Origin of the sequence: Hamadaea flava (assembly GCF_024172085.1) — a bacterium.
Taxonomy (GTDB): Bacteria; Actinomycetota; Actinomycetes; order Mycobacteriales; family Micromonosporaceae; genus Hamadaea; species Hamadaea flava.
Genome location: NZ_JAMZDZ010000001.1, coordinates 7,756,752 through 7,777,572, shown reverse-complemented (window position 1 = coordinate 7,777,572; position 20,821 = coordinate 7,756,752). Strand labels below are relative to the sequence as shown.

The 20,821-nt window shown below is 66.5% G+C and carries 15 protein-coding genes; 8 read left to right on the top strand and 7 right to left on the bottom strand.

Annotation, left to right across the window (positions count from 1 at the left end; genetic code table 11):
- Window positions 1-15: 15 nt before the first annotated feature.
- From HDA40_RS36335 to HDA40_RS36325, 3 genes are all read left to right on the top strand, one after another.
- On the top strand, window positions 16-441 hold the full coding sequence (locus tag HDA40_RS36335; protein ID WP_253762398.1) for an SPW repeat protein: 426 nt from the start codon (window positions 16-18) through the stop codon (window positions 439-441).
- 177 nt (window positions 442-618) lie between these two features.
- Window positions 619-1,059, top strand: coding sequence for a CBS domain-containing protein (locus tag HDA40_RS36330; protein WP_253762397.1), 441 nt, complete (start codon window positions 619-621; stop codon window positions 1,057-1,059).
- Window positions 1,056-2,342, top strand: a complete 1,287-nt coding sequence (locus tag HDA40_RS36325; protein ID WP_253762396.1) for an ArsB/NhaD family transporter — start codon at window positions 1,056-1,058, stop codon at window positions 2,340-2,342. The genes HDA40_RS36330 and HDA40_RS36325 overlap by 4 nt, the downstream gene beginning before the upstream one ends.
- A 299-nt stretch (window positions 2,343-2,641) precedes the next feature.
- Here HDA40_RS36325 and HDA40_RS36320 read toward each other — a convergent pair whose 3' ends face one another.
- Window positions 2,642-5,047, bottom strand: a complete 2,406-nt coding sequence (locus tag HDA40_RS36320) for a non-reducing end alpha-L-arabinofuranosidase family hydrolase (protein WP_253762395.1) — start codon at window positions 5,045-5,047, stop codon at window positions 2,642-2,644.
- 538 nt (window positions 5,048-5,585) lie between these two features.
- On the opposite strand from HDA40_RS36320, the gene HDA40_RS36315 reads away from it, so the two are divergent.
- Window positions 5,586-6,614: a LacI family DNA-binding transcriptional regulator gene (locus HDA40_RS36315; protein WP_253762394.1), complete on the top strand. Its 1,029-nt coding sequence runs from the start codon at window positions 5,586-5,588 to the stop codon at window positions 6,612-6,614.
- Window positions 6,615-6,630: 16 nt separating this feature from the next.
- Here HDA40_RS36315 and HDA40_RS36310 read toward each other — a convergent pair whose 3' ends face one another.
- The 5 genes from HDA40_RS36310 to HDA40_RS36290 form a co-directional block, all read right to left on the bottom strand.
- Complete coding sequence (locus tag HDA40_RS36310) at window positions 6,631-6,813, bottom strand: hypothetical protein (protein WP_253762393.1); 183 nt, start codon at window positions 6,811-6,813, stop codon at window positions 6,631-6,633.
- 84 nt (window positions 6,814-6,897) lie between these two features.
- Entirely contained in the window at window positions 6,898-8,076 is a 1,179-nt protein-coding gene (locus tag HDA40_RS36305; RefSeq protein WP_253762392.1) for a mandelate racemase/muconate lactonizing enzyme family protein, read from the bottom strand.
- A gap of 1 nt (window position 8,077) precedes the next feature.
- Window positions 8,078-8,905, bottom strand: a complete 828-nt coding sequence (locus tag HDA40_RS36300) for a carbohydrate ABC transporter permease (protein WP_253762391.1) — start codon at window positions 8,903-8,905, stop codon at window positions 8,078-8,080.
- Complete coding sequence (locus HDA40_RS36295) at window positions 8,905-9,846, bottom strand: carbohydrate ABC transporter permease (protein ID WP_253762390.1); 942 nt, start codon at window positions 9,844-9,846, stop codon at window positions 8,905-8,907. Before HDA40_RS36295 ends, HDA40_RS36300 begins: the two co-directional genes overlap by 1 nt.
- Window positions 9,847-9,855: 9 nt before the next feature.
- Window positions 9,856-11,124 carry an ABC transporter substrate-binding protein gene (locus HDA40_RS36290; RefSeq protein WP_253762389.1) on the bottom strand — a complete coding sequence of 423 codons (1,269 nt, stop codon included), beginning with the start codon at window positions 11,122-11,124 and terminating at the stop codon, window positions 9,856-9,858.
- Window positions 11,125-11,272: 148 nt separating this feature from the next.
- On the opposite strand from HDA40_RS36290, the gene HDA40_RS36285 reads away from it, so the two are divergent.
- The 4 genes from HDA40_RS36285 (at window position 11,273) to HDA40_RS36270 (ending at window position 19,633) form a co-directional block, all read left to right on the top strand.
- Window positions 11,273-12,040, top strand: a complete 768-nt coding sequence (locus HDA40_RS36285; RefSeq protein ID WP_253762388.1) for a FadR/GntR family transcriptional regulator — start codon at window positions 11,273-11,275, stop codon at window positions 12,038-12,040.
- Between the two features lie 164 nt (window positions 12,041-12,204).
- Complete coding sequence (locus tag HDA40_RS36280; protein WP_253762387.1) at window positions 12,205-14,589, top strand: RICIN domain-containing protein; 2,385 nt, start codon at window positions 12,205-12,207, stop codon at window positions 14,587-14,589.
- Window positions 14,590-14,630: 41 nt separating this feature from the next.
- Window positions 14,631-17,753, top strand: a complete 3,123-nt coding sequence (locus HDA40_RS36275; RefSeq protein WP_253762386.1) for an RICIN domain-containing protein — start codon at window positions 14,631-14,633, stop codon at window positions 17,751-17,753.
- An 80-nt stretch (window positions 17,754-17,833) separates the two neighbouring features.
- Window positions 17,834-19,633: a family 43 glycosylhydrolase gene (locus tag HDA40_RS36270; protein WP_253762385.1), complete on the top strand. Its 1,800-nt coding sequence runs from the start codon at window positions 17,834-17,836 to the stop codon at window positions 19,631-19,633.
- A gap of 58 nt (window positions 19,634-19,691) precedes the next feature.
- On the opposite strand, the gene HDA40_RS36265 is transcribed toward HDA40_RS36270, so the two are convergent.
- Window positions 19,692-20,807 carry an RICIN domain-containing protein gene (locus tag HDA40_RS36265; protein ID WP_253762384.1) on the bottom strand — a complete coding sequence of 372 codons (1,116 nt, stop codon included), beginning with the start codon at window positions 20,805-20,807 and terminating at the stop codon, window positions 19,692-19,694.
- Window positions 20,808-20,821 lie beyond the last annotated feature (14 nt).

Genomic DNA, 20,821 nt, shown 5'->3' with positions numbered 1-20,821 from the left:
TGGGGGTGGCAAACCATGGCTTCCACGATCAGCATCGAGCGGCATCCCGACATTGTGGCGTTGCGCCAGAAGTACGAACAGGTCAACGAGACCTGGGCCGCTCACGTCGTCACCGGCCTCGTTCTGCTATCGGGGTTGTATCTTGCGATTTCACCCTGGGTGGTCGGCTTCCAATCGCTGGCACCGCTCGCGATCAGCAACATCGCCACCGGCGCGGTGCTCGTCGCGCTCGCCTGCGGCTTGACCGCGTCGTTTGAGCGTTGGCACGGCGTCACCTGGGTGATTCCCGTTCTCGGTATTTGGGCGTTCGTGTCACCGTGGGTAATCCGCGGCACGGTCAACACCACGCCCGCAGTCGCGAGCAACGTGTCCGTCGGCGCCGTGACCGCCGTACTCGGCGCCGCCACGCTCTACCTGAGCATGCGGAGAATGAGGCGTTAGTACCGCCCGCCGGAGGGGCGAAAGCCCACCCGGGCCAGCCAGAGCACGACGTCTCAGGACCCTTGAACGCCACTTTGAGCACGGCGAGTCGCAAAGTCGTCACAGAACCGATAGGGTGGCCGCCGGAGCGCCGGGAAGTCTGGTCGGCACAGTGTTCGCCGACCCTTGGAGACTCTCGTGCGCGCCGCCGACCTCGTTCAGCCTTATCCGACGGTCACTCTCACGACGCCCGCTATCGAGGCGGCCCGGATTCTGGCCGATGCCGATCTGCCCGGTCTGATCGTCGTCGACAACCAGGGCCGACCATTCGCCGTCCTACCCGGTACGCAGGTGCTGCGGCTGGCGGTGCCGTCCTACTGCCAGGACGATCCCGCGCTGACCCATCTGGTCGACGAGGCCGCCGCCGACGTGTTCGTCCGCGAACTCGGCGACCGCACTGTGCGCGAGCTACTGCCGCCACAACCCCACGAACTACCCGTCGTACCGCCGCAAGCGACCGCGTTGGAGATGGCAGCGCTGATGGCGCGTACGCGCAGCCCCCTGGTGGCCGTCGTCGACGGCGCGCTGCTCGGTGCGGTCACCTTGCACGCGCTGCTGGACCGGGTGCTGCCGCTGTGAGCGTTCAGGCTTGGCTGGCGGTGGCCGTCTTCGCCGCCGCGTACGTCCTGATCGCCACCGAATGGGTTCACCGGGTGGCTGCCGCGCTCGGCGGGGCGATCGCGATGCTGCTCATCGGAGCCACGAATGCCGAGGAGGCGTTCTTCTCCTCGGACTCCGGCATCGACTGGAACGTGATCTTCCTGCTGATCGGCATGATGCTGATCGTGGCGGTGCTGCGCCGCACGGGTTTGTTCGAATACTTGGCGATCTGGGCCGTCAAACGCGCCCGCGGCCGGCCGTACCCGGTGATGGTCATCCTCGTGCTGATCACCGGAATAGCGTCGGCGGGGCTGGACAACGTCACCACTGTCCTGCTGGTCGCGCCGGTGACCCTCTTCGTGTGCGACCGGCTCGGCCTGCCTGCCGCGCCGTTCCTGATCGCCGAGGTCATGGCCTCCAACATCGGCGGTACCGCGACGCTGATCGGCGACCCGCCGAACATCATCATCGCCAGCAGGTCCGGGCTGACGTTCAACGACTTCCTGTCGGTGCTGGCGCCGATCGTGCTGATCCTGCTCGTGGTGTTCCTGGCCCTGTGCCGGTGGCTGTTCCGCCACGCGTTCTCTGCCGACAGCAGCCGGGTCGCGTCGGTGCTGGCGATGCGTGAACGTGAGGCGATCCGCAACCCACGCCTGCTCGCGGTCAGTCTCGCCGTCCTGGCGGTCGTGCTCGCCGCGTTCCTACTGCACTCGCTGCTGCACCTAGAGCCGTCGGTCGTCGCGATCGTCGGCGGGTTGATCCTGCTCGCGGCGTCCCGCCTCGATCCGGACGAGATCGCCCGCGACGTCGAATGGCATACGCTCATCTTCTTCGCCGGACTGTTCGTCATGGTCGGCGGACTGGTCAACACCGGTGTCATCGACACCGTCTCCAGCGCCGCCACCGATGCCGTCGACGGTCGGCTGTGGGGTGCCACCATGCTGCTGCTGTGGGCGTCGGCCGCCCTGTCGGCCATCGTGGACAACATTCCCTACGTGGCGACGATGAGCCCGATCGTCGCCGACCTCGTCCACGCCGACGGCACCCCGACCGGCAACGTGCTGTGGTGGGCCCTCGCGCTCGGCGCCGACCTCGGCGGCAACGCCACAGCCATCGGCGCGTCGGCCAACGTGGTCATGCTCGGCATCGCCGAGCGTTCGGGCAGACCGATCTCGTTCTGGCAGTTCACCAAGTATGGGCTTGTCGTCACCGTCATCACCGTCGCAGTCTGCGTCCCCTACCTGTATCTGCGGTTCTTCTGACCACCAGGCCGCGAGGTTCGGCTAGCAGTCGTATCGGTGCTGGCATTCGCGGTCGCGGCTGTGATCGGCCTGTCACCGATCACTGGAGCGCTGCTGGCCTCCGGCCTTACCGGTACTGCCCGAGCGGCGTGCGGGTTGGGCTGGCCCTGCCGACGAGCCGGGGTCCGAGACGAGGCCCTTCACGTGGCGCGATAGACGTGCGAACTTAGCTGGGAGACGGGCGTGCCCGGCCCGGGCCGAAGCCGGGCACGCCCGAGCGGTGAGCGAACAGGTTCAGCCCTTGACCGGCCGCCTGTCGCCTAGCGCTGCAGGGTCAACACACCCGGCCGCCACGGCAGCAGGTTGTAGTCGCCTCCCGCGCTGGGGTTCTTGCCCTGGTAGAGGAACTGAAGGTTGCAGGGGTCGATGGTCTTGGTCTGATCGGGGTTGGTGCGGACCAGGTCACCATGGCTGATGTCGTTGGTCCAGGTCGCGCCGCTGTTCGCCTTGCCGGCGAAGGGGTTGCTCTCGCTGGCGGCCTGCGGAGTCCACGAGCCGCCCAGGCTGCTGGACGTGAACGAGCGGAAGTAGCGCCCCTGGCTCCCGATGGCCTCGACGATCATCAGATACTGGTTCTGGCCCTGAACCTTGTAGACCTCGACCGCCTCGAACAGGTTGTACTGCGAGTCGCTCATGATCGTCGTGTAATTCGAGCCGAAGTTGCCCGGGAAGTTCCCGATCGGCATGCTGGCCCGGTAGATGTTGCCGTTGTCCCCGGCGAAGAAGAGGTACATGTTCTGGTCGTCGCCGATGAGCGTCTGGTCGATGACGCCGGTGCCGGAGTTCGAGATCGTCCCGGTGAACAGGGCCTGCGGCGACGACCAGCCGTTGGGGTTGGTCGGGTCACTGGAGGTCTTGTAGTTGAACGAGTTCGGACCCCACTGGTACGCCAGCACCCAGACGTTCTTCGGGGCGAAGTAGAGCAGCGTGGGCGCCACCGTGCCCTGGCTCATCCCGGTCTGGGTGGCCGAGGCCATGTCGGACCAGTTGGTGAACAGGCTGAAGTTCATCGAGCCATACGATCCGCCGCTAGAAACGTTGGACCCGTATACCAGGTGCTTTCCGTTGTAGACCACGTTGGTGAAGTCCTTGAGCGAGACCCACCCGTTCTGCGGGTTGGTCAGCGAACCGGTCGACGTCCATCGGTACGTCGACGGAAGCGCACAGCCAGTCGGCGGCGATGACGACGATGACGGCGATGGGCCGCTGAATCCGGTACGCCACTGCTGGTTGGCCTGCCCATGGCAGTCATACAGCTGGACCTGCTGCCCGTTGCCGGTCCCCCATACATCCAGGCACCGGCCGGACTGAACGCCACTGATCGTGCCGTTGGAATTGACGTTCCACTGCTGGTTCGACCCGCCGTTGCAGTCCCAGATGATGATCGCCGTGCCGTTCGCGGTGGCCGCGCCATTCGCGTCGAGGCACTTGTTGCCGTACACGGTCAACTGCTTGCTGGCGGTGTAGGTCCACTTCTGGTTCGCCTGCCCATTGCAGTCGTAGAGCTGCACCCGGGTGCCGTTGGTCTGCGACGCGTTGGGCACGTCGAGGCACCGGCCGGACTGCGTCCCGACGATCGTGCCGCTGCCGCCCGGGGTCGTGCTCGAGCTCGGCGAGGTCGTCGGGTTGACGACGTTGAGGGCGTTGAGCACCGACGTGTAGGCGGACTTCTTGTTGCCGCTGCCGTCGAACAGCAGGGGGCTCTCACTGGACCGCCACGAGTCGCTGTCGCGTACGCCCCACACCGTGATGCCGATGCAGCGCGGGACGTTCATGCACGCCTGCGTGAGGCCCGCGTACTGCGAGGTCGATGCGTTGGTCACGTCGACTTCGGTCAGGGCGACGTCGACGCCGAGGGCGGCGAAGCTGGACAGCGTGGTCTGGAAGTTGCTCGGCAGTGAGCTGCCGCCGGTGAAGTGCGTCTGCAGTCCGACGCAGTCGATCGGCACGCCCCGGGACTTGAAGTCCTGGATCATCCGGTACACGCCCTGCGTCTTGCCGTACGACCAGTTCTCGATGTTGTAGTCGTTGTAACACAGCTTCACCGACGGGTCGGCGTTACGGGCGGTCCGGAACGCGACCTCGATCCAGTCGTTGCCGGTGCCCTGAAGGTTCGACTGACGGCGGCTGCCGTCCTCGTTGAACGCCTCGTTCACCACGTCCCAAGCAGCGAGCTTGCCCTTGTAGTGCGCCATCACGCCGTTGATGTGATCGATCATGGCCTGGCGCAGCGTCGACCCGGACAGACTCTGCATCCAGCCGGGCTGCTGAGCATGCCAAGCCAGGGTGTGGCCCCGCACCTTCAGCCCGCGTTGTGTGGCCCAGTTGTAGATGTTGTCGCCGGCGCTGAAACTGAACTGCCCCCGCTGGGGCTCCGTCGCGTCGATCTTCATCTCGTTCTCGGCCGTCACCATGTTGAACTCACGCCCAGCGATGGTGGTGTACGCCGAGTCGCCGAGCCGACCACCCGCGATCGCCGTACCGAAATAGCGGCCCGACTGCGCGGCCGCGGCACCGAGCGTGGTCTCCGCCGCGTCGGCCGACGGCATCATCACTGCGGCCGTGGCAGCGGCCACGACACTGACCACACCGACGACCAGCGCTCTGACGATGAGCGATCTGTGTCGCCGGCTCTCACCATGGTGGACGGAGGGGCTGATAGCCACCTTGGCCTCCTCACTGGCCGGTCGCCCGAGCCGTCGAAGCGAGACGGCCGGGCGTTCCTTGTTCGAGAGATTTATCCGCGCCAATGCTGCCATCGAGCTCTGTTACGAGGCAATAGTTTCGGAAAAGTTCCGGAAACAATTTTGTGACCTCGGCGATCCACAAAAGAGCAGGCAGATAGGGATCAGGGACAGCACGACGCCTGATCTGACGGCACCATCTGTTGGAAATGTGCGCGTTAACGTACTCCGGAAATTTCGGAGCCAGGAAGCCGCCGTTCCCGGCTGCGGCCCTACCTCGTGGTAGCGCTCCCATCCAGGACGGTGAGGTTGCCAGCCCGAAGCGAAACATTCAAGTGCTGGTCGGTCGAGTTTTCTGCGAGGCGTACCCGGGCGAGGAAGCCGGGCCGCCGATGAAGAGCAGGTCACGAGGATGATCTGCGCTGCGCTGGACGGTCGTCGTCACGGAAGCCCGGCACAGAATTTCGCGATCGATCTGGTAGCTCGGACACATTCCGCACTCCTGCGTACACTCGCTGCCATGTCGGAGAGCCCCAGACCCCATCGACGACGGCGCGGCGGCGACCTGCCCGTGACGGCGATCGCCGAACTCGCCGGGGTCTCGGCGCCCACGGTGTCGAAAGTCCTCAATGGTCGAGCGGGCATCAGCGAGGAGACCCGCCGGCGCGTGGAGGCACTGTTACGTGACCACGGCTACCGCAAGTCGACGTCCGGCCAGTCGACTCGGCATCTCGAGGTCGTGTTCCACGGCATGCTGAGCTCGATCGCCATGGAGATCATGCGCGGAGTCGAGGAGGTCGCCGCCGCCCACGACATGACCTTCGGATACCTCGACGTGCACCGGCGGGGCAAAGCGGGCCGGCTGTGGGTGGACACGCTGTTGATTCGCAGGCCCGCCGGGGTGATCGCGGTGACCTCCGCGATCACCCCGGAACACCGCGAGACGCTGGTGTCCAACGGCATACCGCTGGTGGCTCTCGACCCCACCAGCGATCTGCACAGCACACCCTCCGTCGGCTCGACGAACTGGAGCGGTGCGCTCAACGCCACCCGCCATCTGCTCGATCTCGGGCATCGGCGCATCGGAGTGCTCTCCGGACCGGTCAAGGACCTCGCGTCCCGGGCCCGCCTGGACGGTTTCCGGGCCGCCATGGACGCCGCGGGCGCGCCGTTCGACAAGCAGCTCCTGCGCAGCGGACTGTTCACCTTCGAGCAGGGTCGCGACCTCGCGCTCAAACTGCTGCGCCTGCCCGAACCGCCCACCGCCATCGTCTGCGGCGACGATCTGCAGGCACTGGGTGTCTACGAGGCGGCCCGGCAAGTCGGCCTGCTCATTCCCGAGCAACTCAGCGTCGTCGGCTTCGACGACGTCGAGCAGGCCGCCTGGTGTGCACCGCCGCTGACCACGGTGCGCCAGCCGTTCGCGGAGATGGGCGCCGCCGCCGCGCGGTTCGCCGTCGCCCTGGCCACCGGGGAGATGCCGAAGCGTACGCGAGTCGAACTCGCCACGACTCTCGTCGTACGAGGCAGCACAGCACCGCCGGCGTGAGGTCCCGACAAGCTCGTCAGCCGCGGCCGGCGCCTCGATAGAGGTCCAGCTCGCCGTCCAGGTCGAGGGCCAGCACTGTGCAGTGTCCGTCGACATCGGACTCTTCCGGAGCGGTGATCCAGGTGACGCCGGGCACCTCGCCGAGGCCGCCGGCGACGGTGCCGTAGACGGCCTCGGTGGCCGGCGATCCAGGTGCCAAGTCTCTCGAGTCGTTCGGTCTGCTCGGGCGTGATGCGGCCGTCGGCGGCCGGGCCGACATCGATGCATGGGCTTGCTCCAAAGACTAAAGGGTCTTGATCATCGTGGTTGGCGTCTCCTGGGAGCCGTTTGGGACGAGCCGGTGACCAGCCCGCTCCGGTCTGATGTGCGGCCCACGATCGGTGGCTTCCGGCCGGTGGGCGAGCGCCGCGATGACGTCTTCGTCGAGACGGACACCGAGGCCGGGCGAGTCGCCGAGGACGAAGGCGCCGTCCTCGATGGATAGATCGATCGACAAGCCGGTCGGCGGCCGGAGGTCTTGCAACTCGCTGCCGATGTGGTTGGGAATCGACGTGGCCGCGTGCACCAGTCCGATCGGAGTGGTGCCGATCGGGCTGACCGGAAGGTCGTAGGCGTGCGCCAACGTCGCGACCCGCAGGAAGTGGGTCACTCCCCAGACGGCGGCGGTCTGGACGATGTCCAGCGCGGACGCGGCGAGCAGCGGCCGGAACTGTTCCAGCCCCGTCAGGTTCTCGCCGCTGGCGACGGCCGCGCGGACACCGCGGCCCACCGCGGCCAGCCCCTCGGCATCCCAGCGGCGGACTGGCTCCTCGACCCAGATGAGGTCCACGTGGCGTTCGAGCTCGGCGACGTGGCGTACGGCCTGCTTTCGGTTCCAGGACTCGTTCGCGTCGAGCATCAGTCCGGGCCGGGCGCCGTTTCCGGCCGCGGCGAGCACGTCCCGAACCAGGATCAGCCGGTCGCGGTCACGGTCGACGTCCAAGCCCCCCTTCAGCTTCGCGGCACGCAGGCCGCGCTCCGCATAGGACTGGTACGCGGTCACCAGGTCGTCGTCGGTCAGTCCGAAGTCGAGACCGGACGCGTACGCCGGAACGCGACGGTCGCGACCACCCAGGAGCCGCCACAGTGGCTGACCTGCCGCCTTCGCCTTGATGTCCCACAACGCGGTGTCGACGGCGCCGATCGTGCCGAAGATCGTTCCGGCATGGCCTGCCTTGAAGGTCCGGCGCAGCATGCGGTCGTACAGTGCGGTGACCGCGCGGGGGTCTTCACCGTCGACGGCGGCGAAGACGGTCTCGATGTCGGTGTGCGGGCCGAGACCGACGCCCGAGTGGCCCTCGTCGGTGTCGATGACCACGATCGGCACCGTCGTGCGGCCTTTGGCGAACACGCCGTTGGCGTCGCCGACGGCGCGGCCCCAGTCCTGGACCGTGAACATGGTGCGGTATCCGGTAATGCGCATGTCAGCCCTTCGTGGCACCGGCGGTGACGGCGTCGGCGATCTGGCGCTGAAACACCAGGTAGACGACAAGGATCGGAACGGCCGCGATGAGGACGCCCGCGGCGAACGTGGGAATGTCGTCGGAGTACTGCCCGCGCAGGGAGGTGATGCCGACCATCAGCGTCCGATGCTGCGCCGACGGCATCAGCAGCAAGGCGATGAGCACGTCGTTCCAGCAGAACAAAGCGTCGAGTACGCCCACCGACAGCAGCGCCGGCGCGCCGAGCGGAAGCATGATGCGCCGATAGACGCCGTAGACGCTGCTGCCGTCGATGCGGGCGGCGTCGACTATGTCGGCGGGGATCCCGCTGTAGTAGCTGGTCATCAAGTAGATCGTGAACGGCAGGAACTGCGCCACATAGGCGAGGATCAGCCCTGGGTAGGTGTCGATCAGCCCGATGCCGGTCATGGTGCGCGCGAGCGGCACCATGATGACCTGGAAGGGAATGAACAGCGCGGCGAGGCACGCCAGGAACAACGCTCGCGAGCCACGAAACGGCAGGTGGCTCAGGGCGAATCCGGCCATCGACCCGAGCGCCAGAAGCAGTACGACGGCGCAGCCGACCACGATGAGCGAGTTGACGAAGTACTGCGAGACGCCGGCGCTCGCCCAAGCCTCCCCCAGGTTGTCCCAGTGCGCGGTTCGCGTCGGCGAGAACCGATCGAGGATGTAGTCGTGACGGGTCTTCAGGGCGACGTTGGTCGTGAACACGAGCGGATAGACCGTCGCGACGGCGAGGGCCGCCATGGGCGCTGCCGCCAGCCAACGGGTGGTTCGAGAGGCCCGCATCAGTCCTCCCTGGTGGCTTTGCGGAGAAGGCCGATCTGCGCGAGACCGACCACGAGCATCACCAGGAACAGCACGGTGGACGCGGCCGAGGCCAGCGCGGGACGGTTCATCTGTCCCTGCTGAATCCAGATGTAGTACTCGGGTAGATAGGTCGCGCCTCCGGGGCCGCCGCCGGTCATGACGTAGAGCAGCCCGAACATGGATGTCAGCATGCCGATCATGGTCGTGACGAAGACGAACTGGATCGTGCGCGACAGACCCGGAACGATCACGTGCCAGATCACCTGGCGCAGGGCCGCGCCATCGGTTCTGGCGGCATCGATCAGCGTGGCGTCGAGAGTGGCGAAACCTGCCAGGAACACCACCAGTGCCATGCCGAACGTGGCCCAGATGTGCACTGCTGCGACGGTGAACATCGCGACATGCGGGTCACCGAGCCAATCCGCCGGACCGAGCCCGACGGCACCCAGCCCGGCGTTGAGCGGCCCGTCGTAGGCCAGGAGCAGATTGAAGATGGAACCCACGATCACCGGCGACAGCACTGCCGGAAAGAAGTAGACGGTCCGGAACACCCGTGCCCCGGGTACGCGCAGGTAGAGGAAGGTGGCGAGCAGCCCGGGGATCGCCACCGCGACCGGTAGCAGCAATACCAGCAACCCGACATTGCGCAGCGCGATCCGGAAGACCGGATCACGCATCAGCTCGGCGTAGTTGTCCAGGCCCACCGGCGTACCGTCGCGATCGCCATCGCCGGTGAACGAGAAGTTCACCCCGAGCAGCAGCGGCCACAGCCGAAATCCCAGGATGACCAGGACGGCCGGCGCGACCAGAACGTAGGGGGCCAGCCGCTCCGGGCGTACGCGGCGCCGGCGGCGGTTGGCCGAGGTCGGGCTGTTGGTCCGCCGGGTCTCCGGGCGGACCAACAGCCGTGCGGTTGCCATCGATGCGCCTCAGCTCGCCTTGTCGGATGCCGCGAGCTGGGTCACTGCCGCGTCGACCGTCACCGAGCCCGCGAGGATCTGCTGCGACAGCCGGCCCATGAGATCCAGCGTCTTGGCCGAAAGCGCCACGTGCAGCGCGGGTTTGCCGGACTTGATGGCGGCGACGATCTTGGCTGCGGCGGGTCCGCTGCCCGAGGCGTCGATGGTCGTGTCCGACACGATGGCCCCGGCTCCGGTGTAGAAGGACCGCAACGCGTCGGTCGAGGTCAGCGAGCGCACCAGGTCGGCGGCGATCGCCGGGTCCTTCGTCCACTTCGTGATCCCATAGCCGATGCCGCCGTCGTAGGCGAGGCTGGGCACGGCGCCCGGGGTCACGACGGGCGCCAACGTGGCGCCAACGTTCTCCGGCTTCAAGAACTCGCCGAAGTCCTTCCAATGCCCGATGTCGGACATCAGGCCGATGACCGTCGCGGCCTTGCCCGACTCGAACAGGGAGAAGGAGTCGTTGAACATGGCCGTGGAATTCGGGCCGTTGTTGTTCAGGCCTGCGTCGTTGGCTTCCTTCCATAGCTGGAAGATCCGCTTCACGTGCGGGGACTGCCAGTCCCGTTTGCCGGCGATCCAGTCGTCGTACTCCCCAGGCGTCAAGATGCCCGAGCCCAGCCCCGACATGAAGAACTGGATTCCGTAGCCCTCCTTGTTGCCGAGGCTGAGGCAGCTCGCCCCGGTCGCCTTCTTGATGGCCGCGCAGCCGGCCGTGAAGTCCGCCCAGGTGGCAGCCGGATGCTCCGCGTCGAGCCCGGCCTTGGCGTACAACGCCTTGTTGTAATAGATCGGATGTCCCTGCAAGGTCACCGGCGCCGCGTAGGTCTTGCCGTCCTTGCTGAACGCGTCCCAACCTGCCAGCCGCTGCTTGTCCGGCGCGAGGTGATCGTCGAGCGGTAGCAGGGAGCTTGCTCGGTCGCGGATCTGACCGCCGCCGTTGAACAAGACGACGTCAGGGCCCTTGCCGGCCTGGATGGCCGCACCGAGCAGGGTGTAGTACTGGTCGAACGGCTGCGCGACGAACTCCACGGTCACACCAGGATGCTTCTTGGCGAAGTCGGCCTTCGCCTGTTGCACATAACCGCTGGCGGCTTTGTCGCCGGACTTCCAGTCCCAGACCACGAGCTTGCCGCTCGTCTGCCCAGCGGAAGAACCGGTTCCCGACGCGCTGCCACAGCCTGCTACGACCAGCAGGGCTGTCAGCAGCGCGGGCCACACTGCTCGCTGACTCATGGCTTCTCACTCTCGGAAAAGGCCGTGCGTCCGGCCCGATAGACGGATGTCCAAACGTAAGTCGTATGATGTATGATGTCAACACCGAGGGCGGGTAGACTACCGACGACTTTGGGCACGGCTCGAAGCGCCGGACCGGAGGGACACCATGAGGGCAGCGCGACCGACCGCCAGTACACCGCCGCCGCCCGCCTGGGTGCAACGACCCGCCAATCTCGCTCATGCGCTGGCGGCCGAACTCGTGGAGCGCATCGTCCAAGGTCGGCACCCGTCGGGTTCACCGCTGCCGCCCGAGCCCGCGTTGTGCGAAGCGTTCGGAGTCAGCCGCACCGTCGTGCGCGAAGCGGTGAAGATGCTCCAAGAGAAGGGGCTGGTTCAGGTCCGGCAGGGCGCCGGCACCGTCATCACCCCGCAGACCAGCTGGAACATGCTCGACGAACTGGTGCTGGCGGCCACCATCGCGGTGGACGACACACTGGCGATCTTGGACGACGTCGTCGTAACCCGCCGATTGCTGGAGTCGGACATGGCCCACATGGCGGCCAAGCTGGCCGACGCCGACGTGGTCGAACGGCTGCGTGTGCTCGTGGACCAGATGGACGAACTCGTCGGAGATCCCGTGAAGTACGCCGACTACGACCGCGCGTTCCACGACGTGGTCATGCAGACCTCCGGCAACCGCATCGCCCGCGCGGTGGTGCGATCCCTGGAGAGCCAGGTGATCAACACTGCCCGATACACCGGCCGGACGGCGCGTGAACTGTGCGTGGCGTCGAATCAGGGGCATCGGCGCATCTACGAACGCATCGCCGCAGGTGATCCAGCGGGAGCCGCCGAGGCGGTCTTCACCCACATCACCGAGGCGTGGCTCGTCCGCCGAGCCGCCTCGGGCGATCCGGTGCGCCTCCAGCGCTAGCCACAGCGCCACTCATAGCTCATCTATAAACTTACCTTTTTAAGTTCTCCGATTGACAGCATACGTCATACGACTTATGTTTTCGGGCATCGACGTGCCCGGGGTTCTGCCCGGCTCCTCGGGCGCGTCGCTAGACGCACGCCCATGCGATCGAGGAGCTTCCCATGTCCCATCCCGTACGCTCCATCGGCAGAATCCTCACCCTCTCGGTAGCCGCCGCGGCCGGAGTGATAGCCGCAGTCGCCGGGGCAAGCCCGGCATCGGCCGCCGTCACCACCCTCTACGCCGCACCGACCGGCACGGGAACCGCTTGCTCGGCGACCCAGCCGTGCTCGCTCACCGCCGCTCAGACCGCGGTCCGCTCGATGAACGGTTCCATGACCGACGACATCGTGGTCCAGTTGGCCGACGGAACCTACCGGCTGTCAGCACCTCTGCGATTCACCGCAGCTGACTCGGGAACCAACGGCCACACCGTGAAATGGCAGGCGGCGGCGTCTGCTCGGCCGGTGATCACCGGCGCTCGTGCCGTTACCGGGTGGACGCTCGCCGACTCCGGCCGCAACATCTGGCGCGCCAGTGTCGGCGCCGGGATCGACAGTCGCCACCTGTACGTGAACGGGTCCGCAGCGGTGCGGGCCCGTACGACGCTCAACCGGTCGGATTTCACCGCCAACGGCAGCGGCCTGGCCTTCAGCAACAGCTCGCTGACCTATTTGAACAACCTGGCCACCAAGGCCCGGGTCGAACTGGAGAGCATCGGATCGTTCACCGACCGGTACGTGCCGGTCCAGAACATCGCCGGGAACTTCATTACAATGCAGCAACCGGCATGGAACAACAACAACTTCGGCTACGACACCTTCTGGAGCCCATTCCGGGCGGGCCCGCTGTACATCGAGAACGCGTACGAGTTCCTCGACGCGGCGGGTGAGTGGTATCTGGACACCGGCTCCGGCACCCTCTACTACATCCCGCGGACCGGCGAGACCATGAGCAGCGCGAGCGTCGAGCTGCCCACGCTCGCTTCGCTGGTCCAGGTGGGCGGCGCCTACGACGCGCCGGCGCATCACCTCGCCTTCGCCGGCCTCACCTTCACCGGCACGAGCTGGCTCGGGACAAGCAGCAACCAGGGGTACGCCGACCAGCAGACCGGCTCCTACATCGCCGGGAACTGGAGCTGGCCGGGCTTCGGATCCTGCACCTCAGGCTGCACCCAGTTCGAGGCGACCCGCCCGGCCTGGCGTCAGATGCCGGCCGCAGTCCAGGTCTCCGCAGCCAACAACATCGCCTTCACCCAGGACCAGTTCGTCAACCTGGGACAGACCGCGCTCGGCATCGGCAACGACGCCAACGCCCACGCCAGCGGCGTCGGCCTGGGAGCAGCCTCGATCACCGTCACCCGGTCGGCCTTCGCCGGTGGCGCGGCCGGAGGCATCGTCGCGGGCGGTGTCCAGGCCGACGCGCACCATCCCAGTGACTCGCGCATGGTCAACCGCGACTTCACGTTCAGCAACAACGTCGTTCACGACATGGGCCTGGACTATCGCGGCATCTCCTCGTTCCTGCCCACCTACGTCACCAACGCGACCATCACGCATAACGAGATCTACAACATGCCGTACTCCGGCCTGACCGTCGGCTACGGCTGGGGCGCCAACGACGCCGGTGGCAGCAACGACTACGCCAACCGCGGCCTGTACAACTATCAGCCCCGCTACAGCACCGCGACCACGGCGTCGAACTACCAGATCACCGGCAACTACATCCACGACATCATGCAGTCGATGAACGACGGCGGTTGCATCTACGCGCTGTCGGCGATTCCGAACAGCGTCATCCGCGACAACTACTGCCTCCGGCTGCACGGCTACTTCGGGCTGTACTTCGACGAAGGCTCGCGGTACTTCACCGCCACCTCCAACGTCTTCTCCACCAACGTGGGCTGGAACTGGGCCACCGCGAACTACTGCTGCAACAACAACACCGGCACCATCACCCTGACCAACAACTGGTACGACGGCGGCAGCACCAACCTCACCGACCCCGGACACAGCAACACCGTCTCCGGAAACGTCCAGGTCACCAACGGCTCCTGGCCGACCGCGGCTCGATCGGTCATGACCTCGGCAGGAGTCCAGCCCGACGGCGGCGGCCAGCAGAACGTGATGATCGTCGGCAACGCGTCGTCGCGCTGCGTCGACGTCCCCAGCGCCACCACGGCCAACGGCACCCAGGTGCAGCTGTGGGACTGCCACGGCGGGAGCAACCAACGCTGGACCTACACCTCCAGCAAGCAGCTGATGGTCTACGGCAACAAGTGCCTGGACGCCAACGGTCAAGGAACCGCCGACGGCACCTCGGCCATCATCTGGGACTGCAACGGCCAGGCCAATCAGCAGTGGAACGTCAACGCCGACGGCACGATCACCGGCGTGCAGTCGGGCAAGTGCCTCGACGCCGGCGGCGCCGCCACGGCCAACGGCACCAAGATCCAGCTGTGGTCCTGCACCGGCGGAAATAACCAGAAGTGGGCTCTCCGGAGCTGAACAGTCCCGTCCGTCGCGATCGACTCCATCGGGAGAACACCATGCGAAGGCTCGCCGCTGCCCTGACAGCGTTGTGCGTCGTCGTGGTGGGACTGGCCGCAATGCCGCGACCTGCCGCCGCCGCGTACGTGCCGCAGAACTCCAATCGTTCCGTGCTGAACTTCAACACCCAATGGCTGTTCGCCGGGGACGTCCCCAACGGCAGCGGCCAGGCCGTCACTCTGGACGAAAGCGTCTTCGTCCCGGTCAGCCTGCCGTACTTCCGGGTCCACCCGCACAAAGGGTTCCCCAAGGGCGACTTCGAGGTGCCGGCCTCGTGGTACCGCCGCCACTTCACGCTGCCCAGCCAGTACGCGGGCCGCCGAATCGCGGTCGAGTTCCAGGGCGTCGCCAAGGTCGCCGACGTGTACGTCAACGGAACCCTCGTCGGTCAGCACAAAGGCGCCTACACCTCGTTCACCTACGACATCACGCAGTACGTGACCATCGGCGGCGGCGACAACGTGATCGCCGTGAAGGTGGACTCGTCGACGCGCAACGACATCCCGCCCGAAGGCGGGGCGATCGACTACTACGTATGGGGCGGGATCGTCCGCGACGTCAACATGATCATCACCGATCCGGTCCACGTCGACTGGGTCTTCGCCACCACTCCGACGCTCACCGCCGTCAACGCCCGCACTCGCGTACGCAATGACAGCTCGGCCGCGAAGTCGATCACCGTGGTCACGCAGGTGGTCGACGCCGCGAACAATGTCGTCGCTTCCGGCACGGGCACGCAGACCATCGCCGGGCAGTCGGCCGCGGAGTTCACCTACGACACGAGCACCATCAGCAACCCGAACACCTGGCACCCTGATCATCCGTACCTGTACACCGTCTACACCCAGGTACGCGACGGGTCGGCGTACGTCGACGAGCACAAGACCCGCCTGGGCATCCGCACGATTCAGTTCAGCCGCAGCGACGGCAAGTTCTACCTCAACGGGCAGCCGCTGAAATTGCGCGGACTCGACCGGCACGAGTCCTATCCCTACATCGGCCGCGCCGCCCCGAACCGGCTACAGGTCAAGGATGCCGACATCCTGAAGAACGAGCTCGGCGTGAACATCGTCCGCACGTCCCACTATCCGCAGGATCCGGAGTTCCTCGATCGGGCCGACGAGATCGGCCTGCTCGTGATGGAGGAAATACCGGGCTGGCAGTACATCGGCAACACCGCGTGGCAGGACCTCGCGGTGGAGAACGTCCGGGAGATGGTGACGCGCGATCGGCATCACCCGTCCATCGTGCTGTGGGGCGTGCGGATCAACGAATCCGGGGACAACCACGGCTTCTATACGCGTACGAACGATCTGGCCCGCCAGCTCGACCCGTCGCGGCCGACCGGTGGCGTACGCAATTTCAAGGGCAGCGAGTTCCTCGAGGACGTTTACACCTATAACGACTTCTCGGGCACCGCGACGGATCCGACCGTCCTGCCCTGGCTGATCACGGAGTCGGTCGGGCACACCGCCCCCGTCCGGTCCTGGGATTCGGAGTCGGCACTGCTGGGGACCATGCGCGTCCACCTCAACGTGCAGAACACCGCGGCTGGCAAGGCCAACATCTCCGGCGCGATGGGCTGGGCCGCGTTCGACTACAACACCACCTTCGTCACGCCCCCGTCCTGCGTCGACTACACGTGTTACCACGGAGTCTCCGACATCTACCGGATCCCGAAGCTCGACGCCGCGGCGTTCGCCTCGCAACGCGACCCCGCGTTGTATGGGGCGTACGTCTCGATCGCCAGTCAGTGGACGCCGGGCGCGTCGAGCAGCACCGTTCTGGTGGCGGGCAATTGCCAGCAGGTCGAACTGTTCGCCAACGGCGTGTCCCGCGGACGGATCAACCCGAACGCGTACACCAGCCTCCCCCACCCGTTGTTCCAGTTCACCGGTCTGACCGTGACCGCCGGGCAGCTGCGCGCGGACTGCTGGATCGGCGGGCAGATCGCGGCGACCGACACCCGATACACCCCGGGAACGGCGACCCACCTGGCGCTGGTGGCCGACGACTCGGCGATCAAGGCCGACGGCTCCGACATGACCCGGGTGATCGTCCGGGCGCTGGACAGCAACAACCAGGTCGTTCCGACCAACAGCGCACCAGTCACGTTCGCGCTCACCGGTCCGGGTGCGGTCGTCGGCGAGAGTCCGTTGACGTTGGAGGCAGGCACCGGAGCGGTTTACCTCAAGAGCACGCTGGGGCAGACCGGCTCGCTCGCGCTGACCGCCTCGTCGCCCGGCCTGACCTCCGCGAACGCGAACGTGAACGTGACCGCGTTCACCGACCCGGTGGTGCCCGCGGGCAACCCGTACGCGTTCGGCTTCCCCACCGACGTCAACGACCGGCAGCGCTTCTCGTACGCCGGGAGCTGGCAGACGGGCACGGACAACCAGGCGTTCAGCAAGGACAACACCTGGAGCAGCACCGCAGGCGATACGGCGACCTTGAGCTTCACCGGCAACCGAGTCGTCCTGTACGGCGTGCAGGACGCAACGCACGGCTCGGCCGCCGTCTCCATCGACGGCGGACCGGAGCAGACGGTCGGCTTCCGCGCTTCTGTACGCCGGGCCAACGTGGCGCTCTACAGCAGCGGCACTCTCACGCCGGGTACGCACACCCTCCGCGTGCGGGTCGTCGGTGACGGAGCCGTCGCGCTGGACCGTGCCATGGTCGTGTCAAGCGCGCCGGCCCTGGTGACGCCACCGCCTCCGGGCAGCGACGGAAGCCGGCAGGGAACCATCGTCGGCGCCCAGTCCGGCCGCTGTGTGGACGTGCCGAGCGCCAGTACGGCCAACGGCACGCAGGCTCAGCTCTGGGACTGCAACGGCGGTACGAATCAGCGGTGGTCGTACACGTCGAGTCGGCAGTTGACGGTGTACGGCAACAAGTGCCTGGACGCCAATGGTCAGGGCACGAGCAACGGGACCGCGGCGATCATCTGGGATTGCAACGGCCAGGCGAATCAGCAGTGGAACCTCAACGCCAACGGCACGATCACCGGGGTCCAGTCCGGGTTGTGCCTGGACGCGGCTGGGGCCGCGATCGCCAACGGCACCAAGATCCAGCTCTGGGCCTGCACCGGCGGCGCCAACCAGCAATGGACCCTACGCAGCTGACCCATCCCAAGACCCGCGGGTGTAGGGACGCGCCGTGCCCTCGTCCCTACACCCGCGGCCTCCCCTTCAAGGCGGCTTCGATGAGGAGATTCTTCAGATTCGTGATCGCGACGTTGCTTGTCGGCGTCGTGCTCGTCCCCGGCCCGGCCCGGGCCGACAACCCCATCGTTCAAACCATCTACACGGCCGACCCGGCGCCGCTCGTCTACAACGGCCGGGTGTACCTCTACACCGGCCACGACGAGGACGGGTCCACCTACTTCACCATGCGCGACTGGCGGGTCTGGTCGTCGGCAGACATGGTGAACTGGACCGATCACGGTTCAGCGATGAGCCTGGCCACCTTCAGCTGGGCGAGCTCCGACGCCTGGGCGGGCCAGGCCGTCTACCGCAATGGCAAGTTCTACTGGTACGTCCCGGTGCGGCTGTCCAACGGCTCCACGGCCATCGGCGTAGGCGTGGCTGACTCCCCCACCGGGCCGTTCCGGGACGCGCTCGGCCACCCGCTGATCCAGAACGCCGAGATCGACCCGACCGTCTACATCGACGACGACGGACAGGCGTACCTCTACTACGGCAATCCGCATCTGTGGTACGTGCGGCTCAACGCCGACATGATCTCCTACTCGGGCAGCCCCACGCAGATCCCGCTCACCACGGCGGGATTCGGCACGCGGACCGGCGACGCCAATCGGCCCACGCTCTACGAGGAAGGGCCGTGGTTCTACAAGCGCAACGGCCAGTACTACCTGGTGTTCGCGGCCAAGTGCTGCTCGGAGTTCATCGCGTACTCGACCGCACCCGGTCCGACTGGGCCGTGGACCTACCGCGGAACGATCATGCCGACGCAGGGCGGCAGCTTCACCAACCACCCAGGGTTGGTCGACTTCAACGGCGGCTCGTACTTCTTCTATCACAACGGTGCGCTGCCGGGCGGCGGAGGCTATACCCGGTCGGTGGCCGTGGAGAAGTTCAGCTACAACGCCGACGGCACCATCCCCACGATCACGATGACGACCGCCGGAGCCCCGCAAGTCGGCGTGGTCAACCCGTACGTCCGGCAGGAGGCCGAGACGATCGCGTGGGAGTCGGGTGTCGAGACCGAACCCGCAGCCGAGGGCGGCATGAACGTCGGCTGGATCCAGAACGGCGATTGGATCAAGGTCAAGGGCGTCGGATTCGGCACGGGCGCGTCCTCCTTCACCGCCCGCGTCGCGTCCGGAGCCAGCGGCGGCACCATCGAGCTACGCCTCGACAGCACGACCGGGACTCTCGCCGGGACCTGCTCGGTGTCGGGCACCGGTGGCTGGCAGACCTGGGCCACAACCACCTGTGCCACAACCGGGGCGACTGGCACGCACGACCTGTATCTACGTTTCACCGGCGGCAGCGGGTACCTGTTCAACCTGAACTGGTGGCAGTTCGCCACCGGTCCGTCCGGAGGGGCGTATCCGACCGGCTATCACCCGCTCGTGATCGGCAACAACGGCCTGTGCCTCGATGTCAGCGGGGCGTCGACCGCGGCCGGGGCCGCCGTCACTCAATGGACCTGCGGCGGACAGGCCAATCAGCAGTTCCAATTCGTGCCCGTGACCGGCGGCTACGGACGCCTGCAAGCGCAGCATTCGGGCCTCGACGTGGCCGTCGCCAACAGCTCGACGGCAGCGGGCGTGCCGAACATCATCCAACAGACGCCCACGAGCGCGCCGAACAGCCTGTGGCTGCCAGTGCAACAGTCAGACGGTTCCTACTCGTTCAAGAACCAGAACAGCGGGCTCTGCCTGGATGTCTTCGGGGCCAACAGCACGCTCGGCCAACAGCTCGATCAATGGCAGTGCAAGAACGCACCGGCCACCAACCAGGACTTCACGCCTCGGTGAGCCATTGAACAAAAGGGGGCGTGCCTGGCACGCCCCCTTCCTCTTACGGCAAGCTCGATCAGCCCCGCAGGCTCCACTGCTGGTTCGCGCCACTCCAGCAACCCCACAGCTGAAGCTTCGTCCCATCGGCGGTGGCCGCGCCACTCACATCGAGACAAAGTCCAGACTGTACGCCGGTGATCGTGCCGTTGGCGTTGACGTTCCATTGCTGGTTCGGCTGCCCGTTACAGTCCCAGATCGCGACGACGGTGCCGTTGCTGGTGCCTTGCCCGTACGCGTCGAGGCACTTGTCGCCGTAGACCGTCAGCTGTTTACTCGACGTGTACGTCCAGCGCTGGTTGGTGCCGCCGTGGCAGTCCCAGAGCTGTACCTGGACTCCGTTCGTGGTGCTATAGCCGGGCACGTCGACGCACCGGCCCGACTGCGTGCCGACGATTTCCACGTTCGACGATCCGCCGCCGGTGCCCGGGGAACCCACGCTGCCGGAGACCGAAAGCAACGCCTGGTACCAGACCGCGGCCATCTTGTCGTATCCGGTAGCCGTGGGGTGCACGCCGTCGATGAGGTCCGCCGTGGTCACTGCGCTGTGCATGTCCACCAGGTGCACGTGCTTGCCGGCTTTCGCCTTGCTCTGGACGATACCGGGGATCGCCGCGTTGAAGGTGCGTACCGCGGCTTCCTGACCGCTGTTGGTGAGCGGGATGATCTGCGCGACGAACACCTCGGCGCTGGGCGCGGTGTTCGTGATGTGGTCGATCAGTGTCGACAGCCGATTCGGCGCGGTACTGACGTTGTAGTTCTGCAGCACGTCGTTTGTGCCGATGTGCAGTAGCACGGTGTGCGGTTGATAGGTGGTCAGCCAGCCGGTGATGCTCGCGTCTATCTGGTCGATCCGCCAGCCCGGATGCCCTTCGTGGTCATGGTCGCCGAGCCCTGACGGGCCGTTGTATTGCGAGCCGACCAGGTCCACCGTGTACCGGCCGGCGGCGAGCCGTTGCCACAGACCGATCCGGTAGCCGCCTGGCACTTGGGTTCCTTCGGTGATCGAGTCGCCGAGCGGCATGACCCTGACACCGCCGTTGGACTCGGCGTGTGCCACGCCGGACGGCGTCGCGAGGAACGCGACCGCGAGCGACAGAGCGGCGGTCGCGGACCGCCAGTTCGGCTTTCTCATGCACGTACTCCTGT

Bases quoted from the DNA above. Each gene is read 5' to 3' on its own strand.
- HDA40_RS36335 (WP_253762398.1), top strand. From the start codon at position 16: ATGGCTTCCACGATCAGCATCGAGCGGCATCCCGACATTGTGGCGTTG.
- HDA40_RS36300 (WP_253762391.1), bottom strand. From the start codon at position 8,905: ATGCGGGCCTCTCGAACCACCCGTTGGCTGGCGGCAGCGCCCATGGCG.
- HDA40_RS36280 (WP_253762387.1), top strand. From the start codon at position 12,205: ATGTCCCATCCCGTACGCTCCATCGGCAGAATCCTCACCCTCTCGGTA.
- HDA40_RS36285 (WP_253762388.1), top strand. From the start codon at position 11,273: ATGAGGGCAGCGCGACCGACCGCCAGTACACCGCCGCCGCCCGCCTGG.
- HDA40_RS36305 (WP_253762392.1), bottom strand. From the start codon at position 8,076: ATGCGCATTACCGGATACCGCACCATGTTCACGGTCCAGGACTGGGGC.
- HDA40_RS36265 (WP_253762384.1), bottom strand. From the start codon at position 20,807: ATGAGAAAGCCGAACTGGCGGTCCGCGACCGCCGCTCTGTCGCTCGCG.
- HDA40_RS36315 (WP_253762394.1), top strand. From the start codon at position 5,586: ATGTCGGAGAGCCCCAGACCCCATCGACGACGGCGCGGCGGCGACCTG.
- HDA40_RS36290 (WP_253762389.1), bottom strand. From the start codon at position 11,124: ATGAGTCAGCGAGCAGTGTGGCCCGCGCTGCTGACAGCCCTGCTGGTC.
- HDA40_RS36275 (WP_253762386.1), top strand. From the start codon at position 14,631: ATGCGAAGGCTCGCCGCTGCCCTGACAGCGTTGTGCGTCGTCGTGGTG.
- HDA40_RS36270 (WP_253762385.1), top strand. From the start codon at position 17,834: ATGAGGAGATTCTTCAGATTCGTGATCGCGACGTTGCTTGTCGGCGTC.
- HDA40_RS36295 (WP_253762390.1), bottom strand. From the start codon at position 9,846: ATGGCAACCGCACGGCTGTTGGTCCGCCCGGAGACCCGGCGGACCAAC.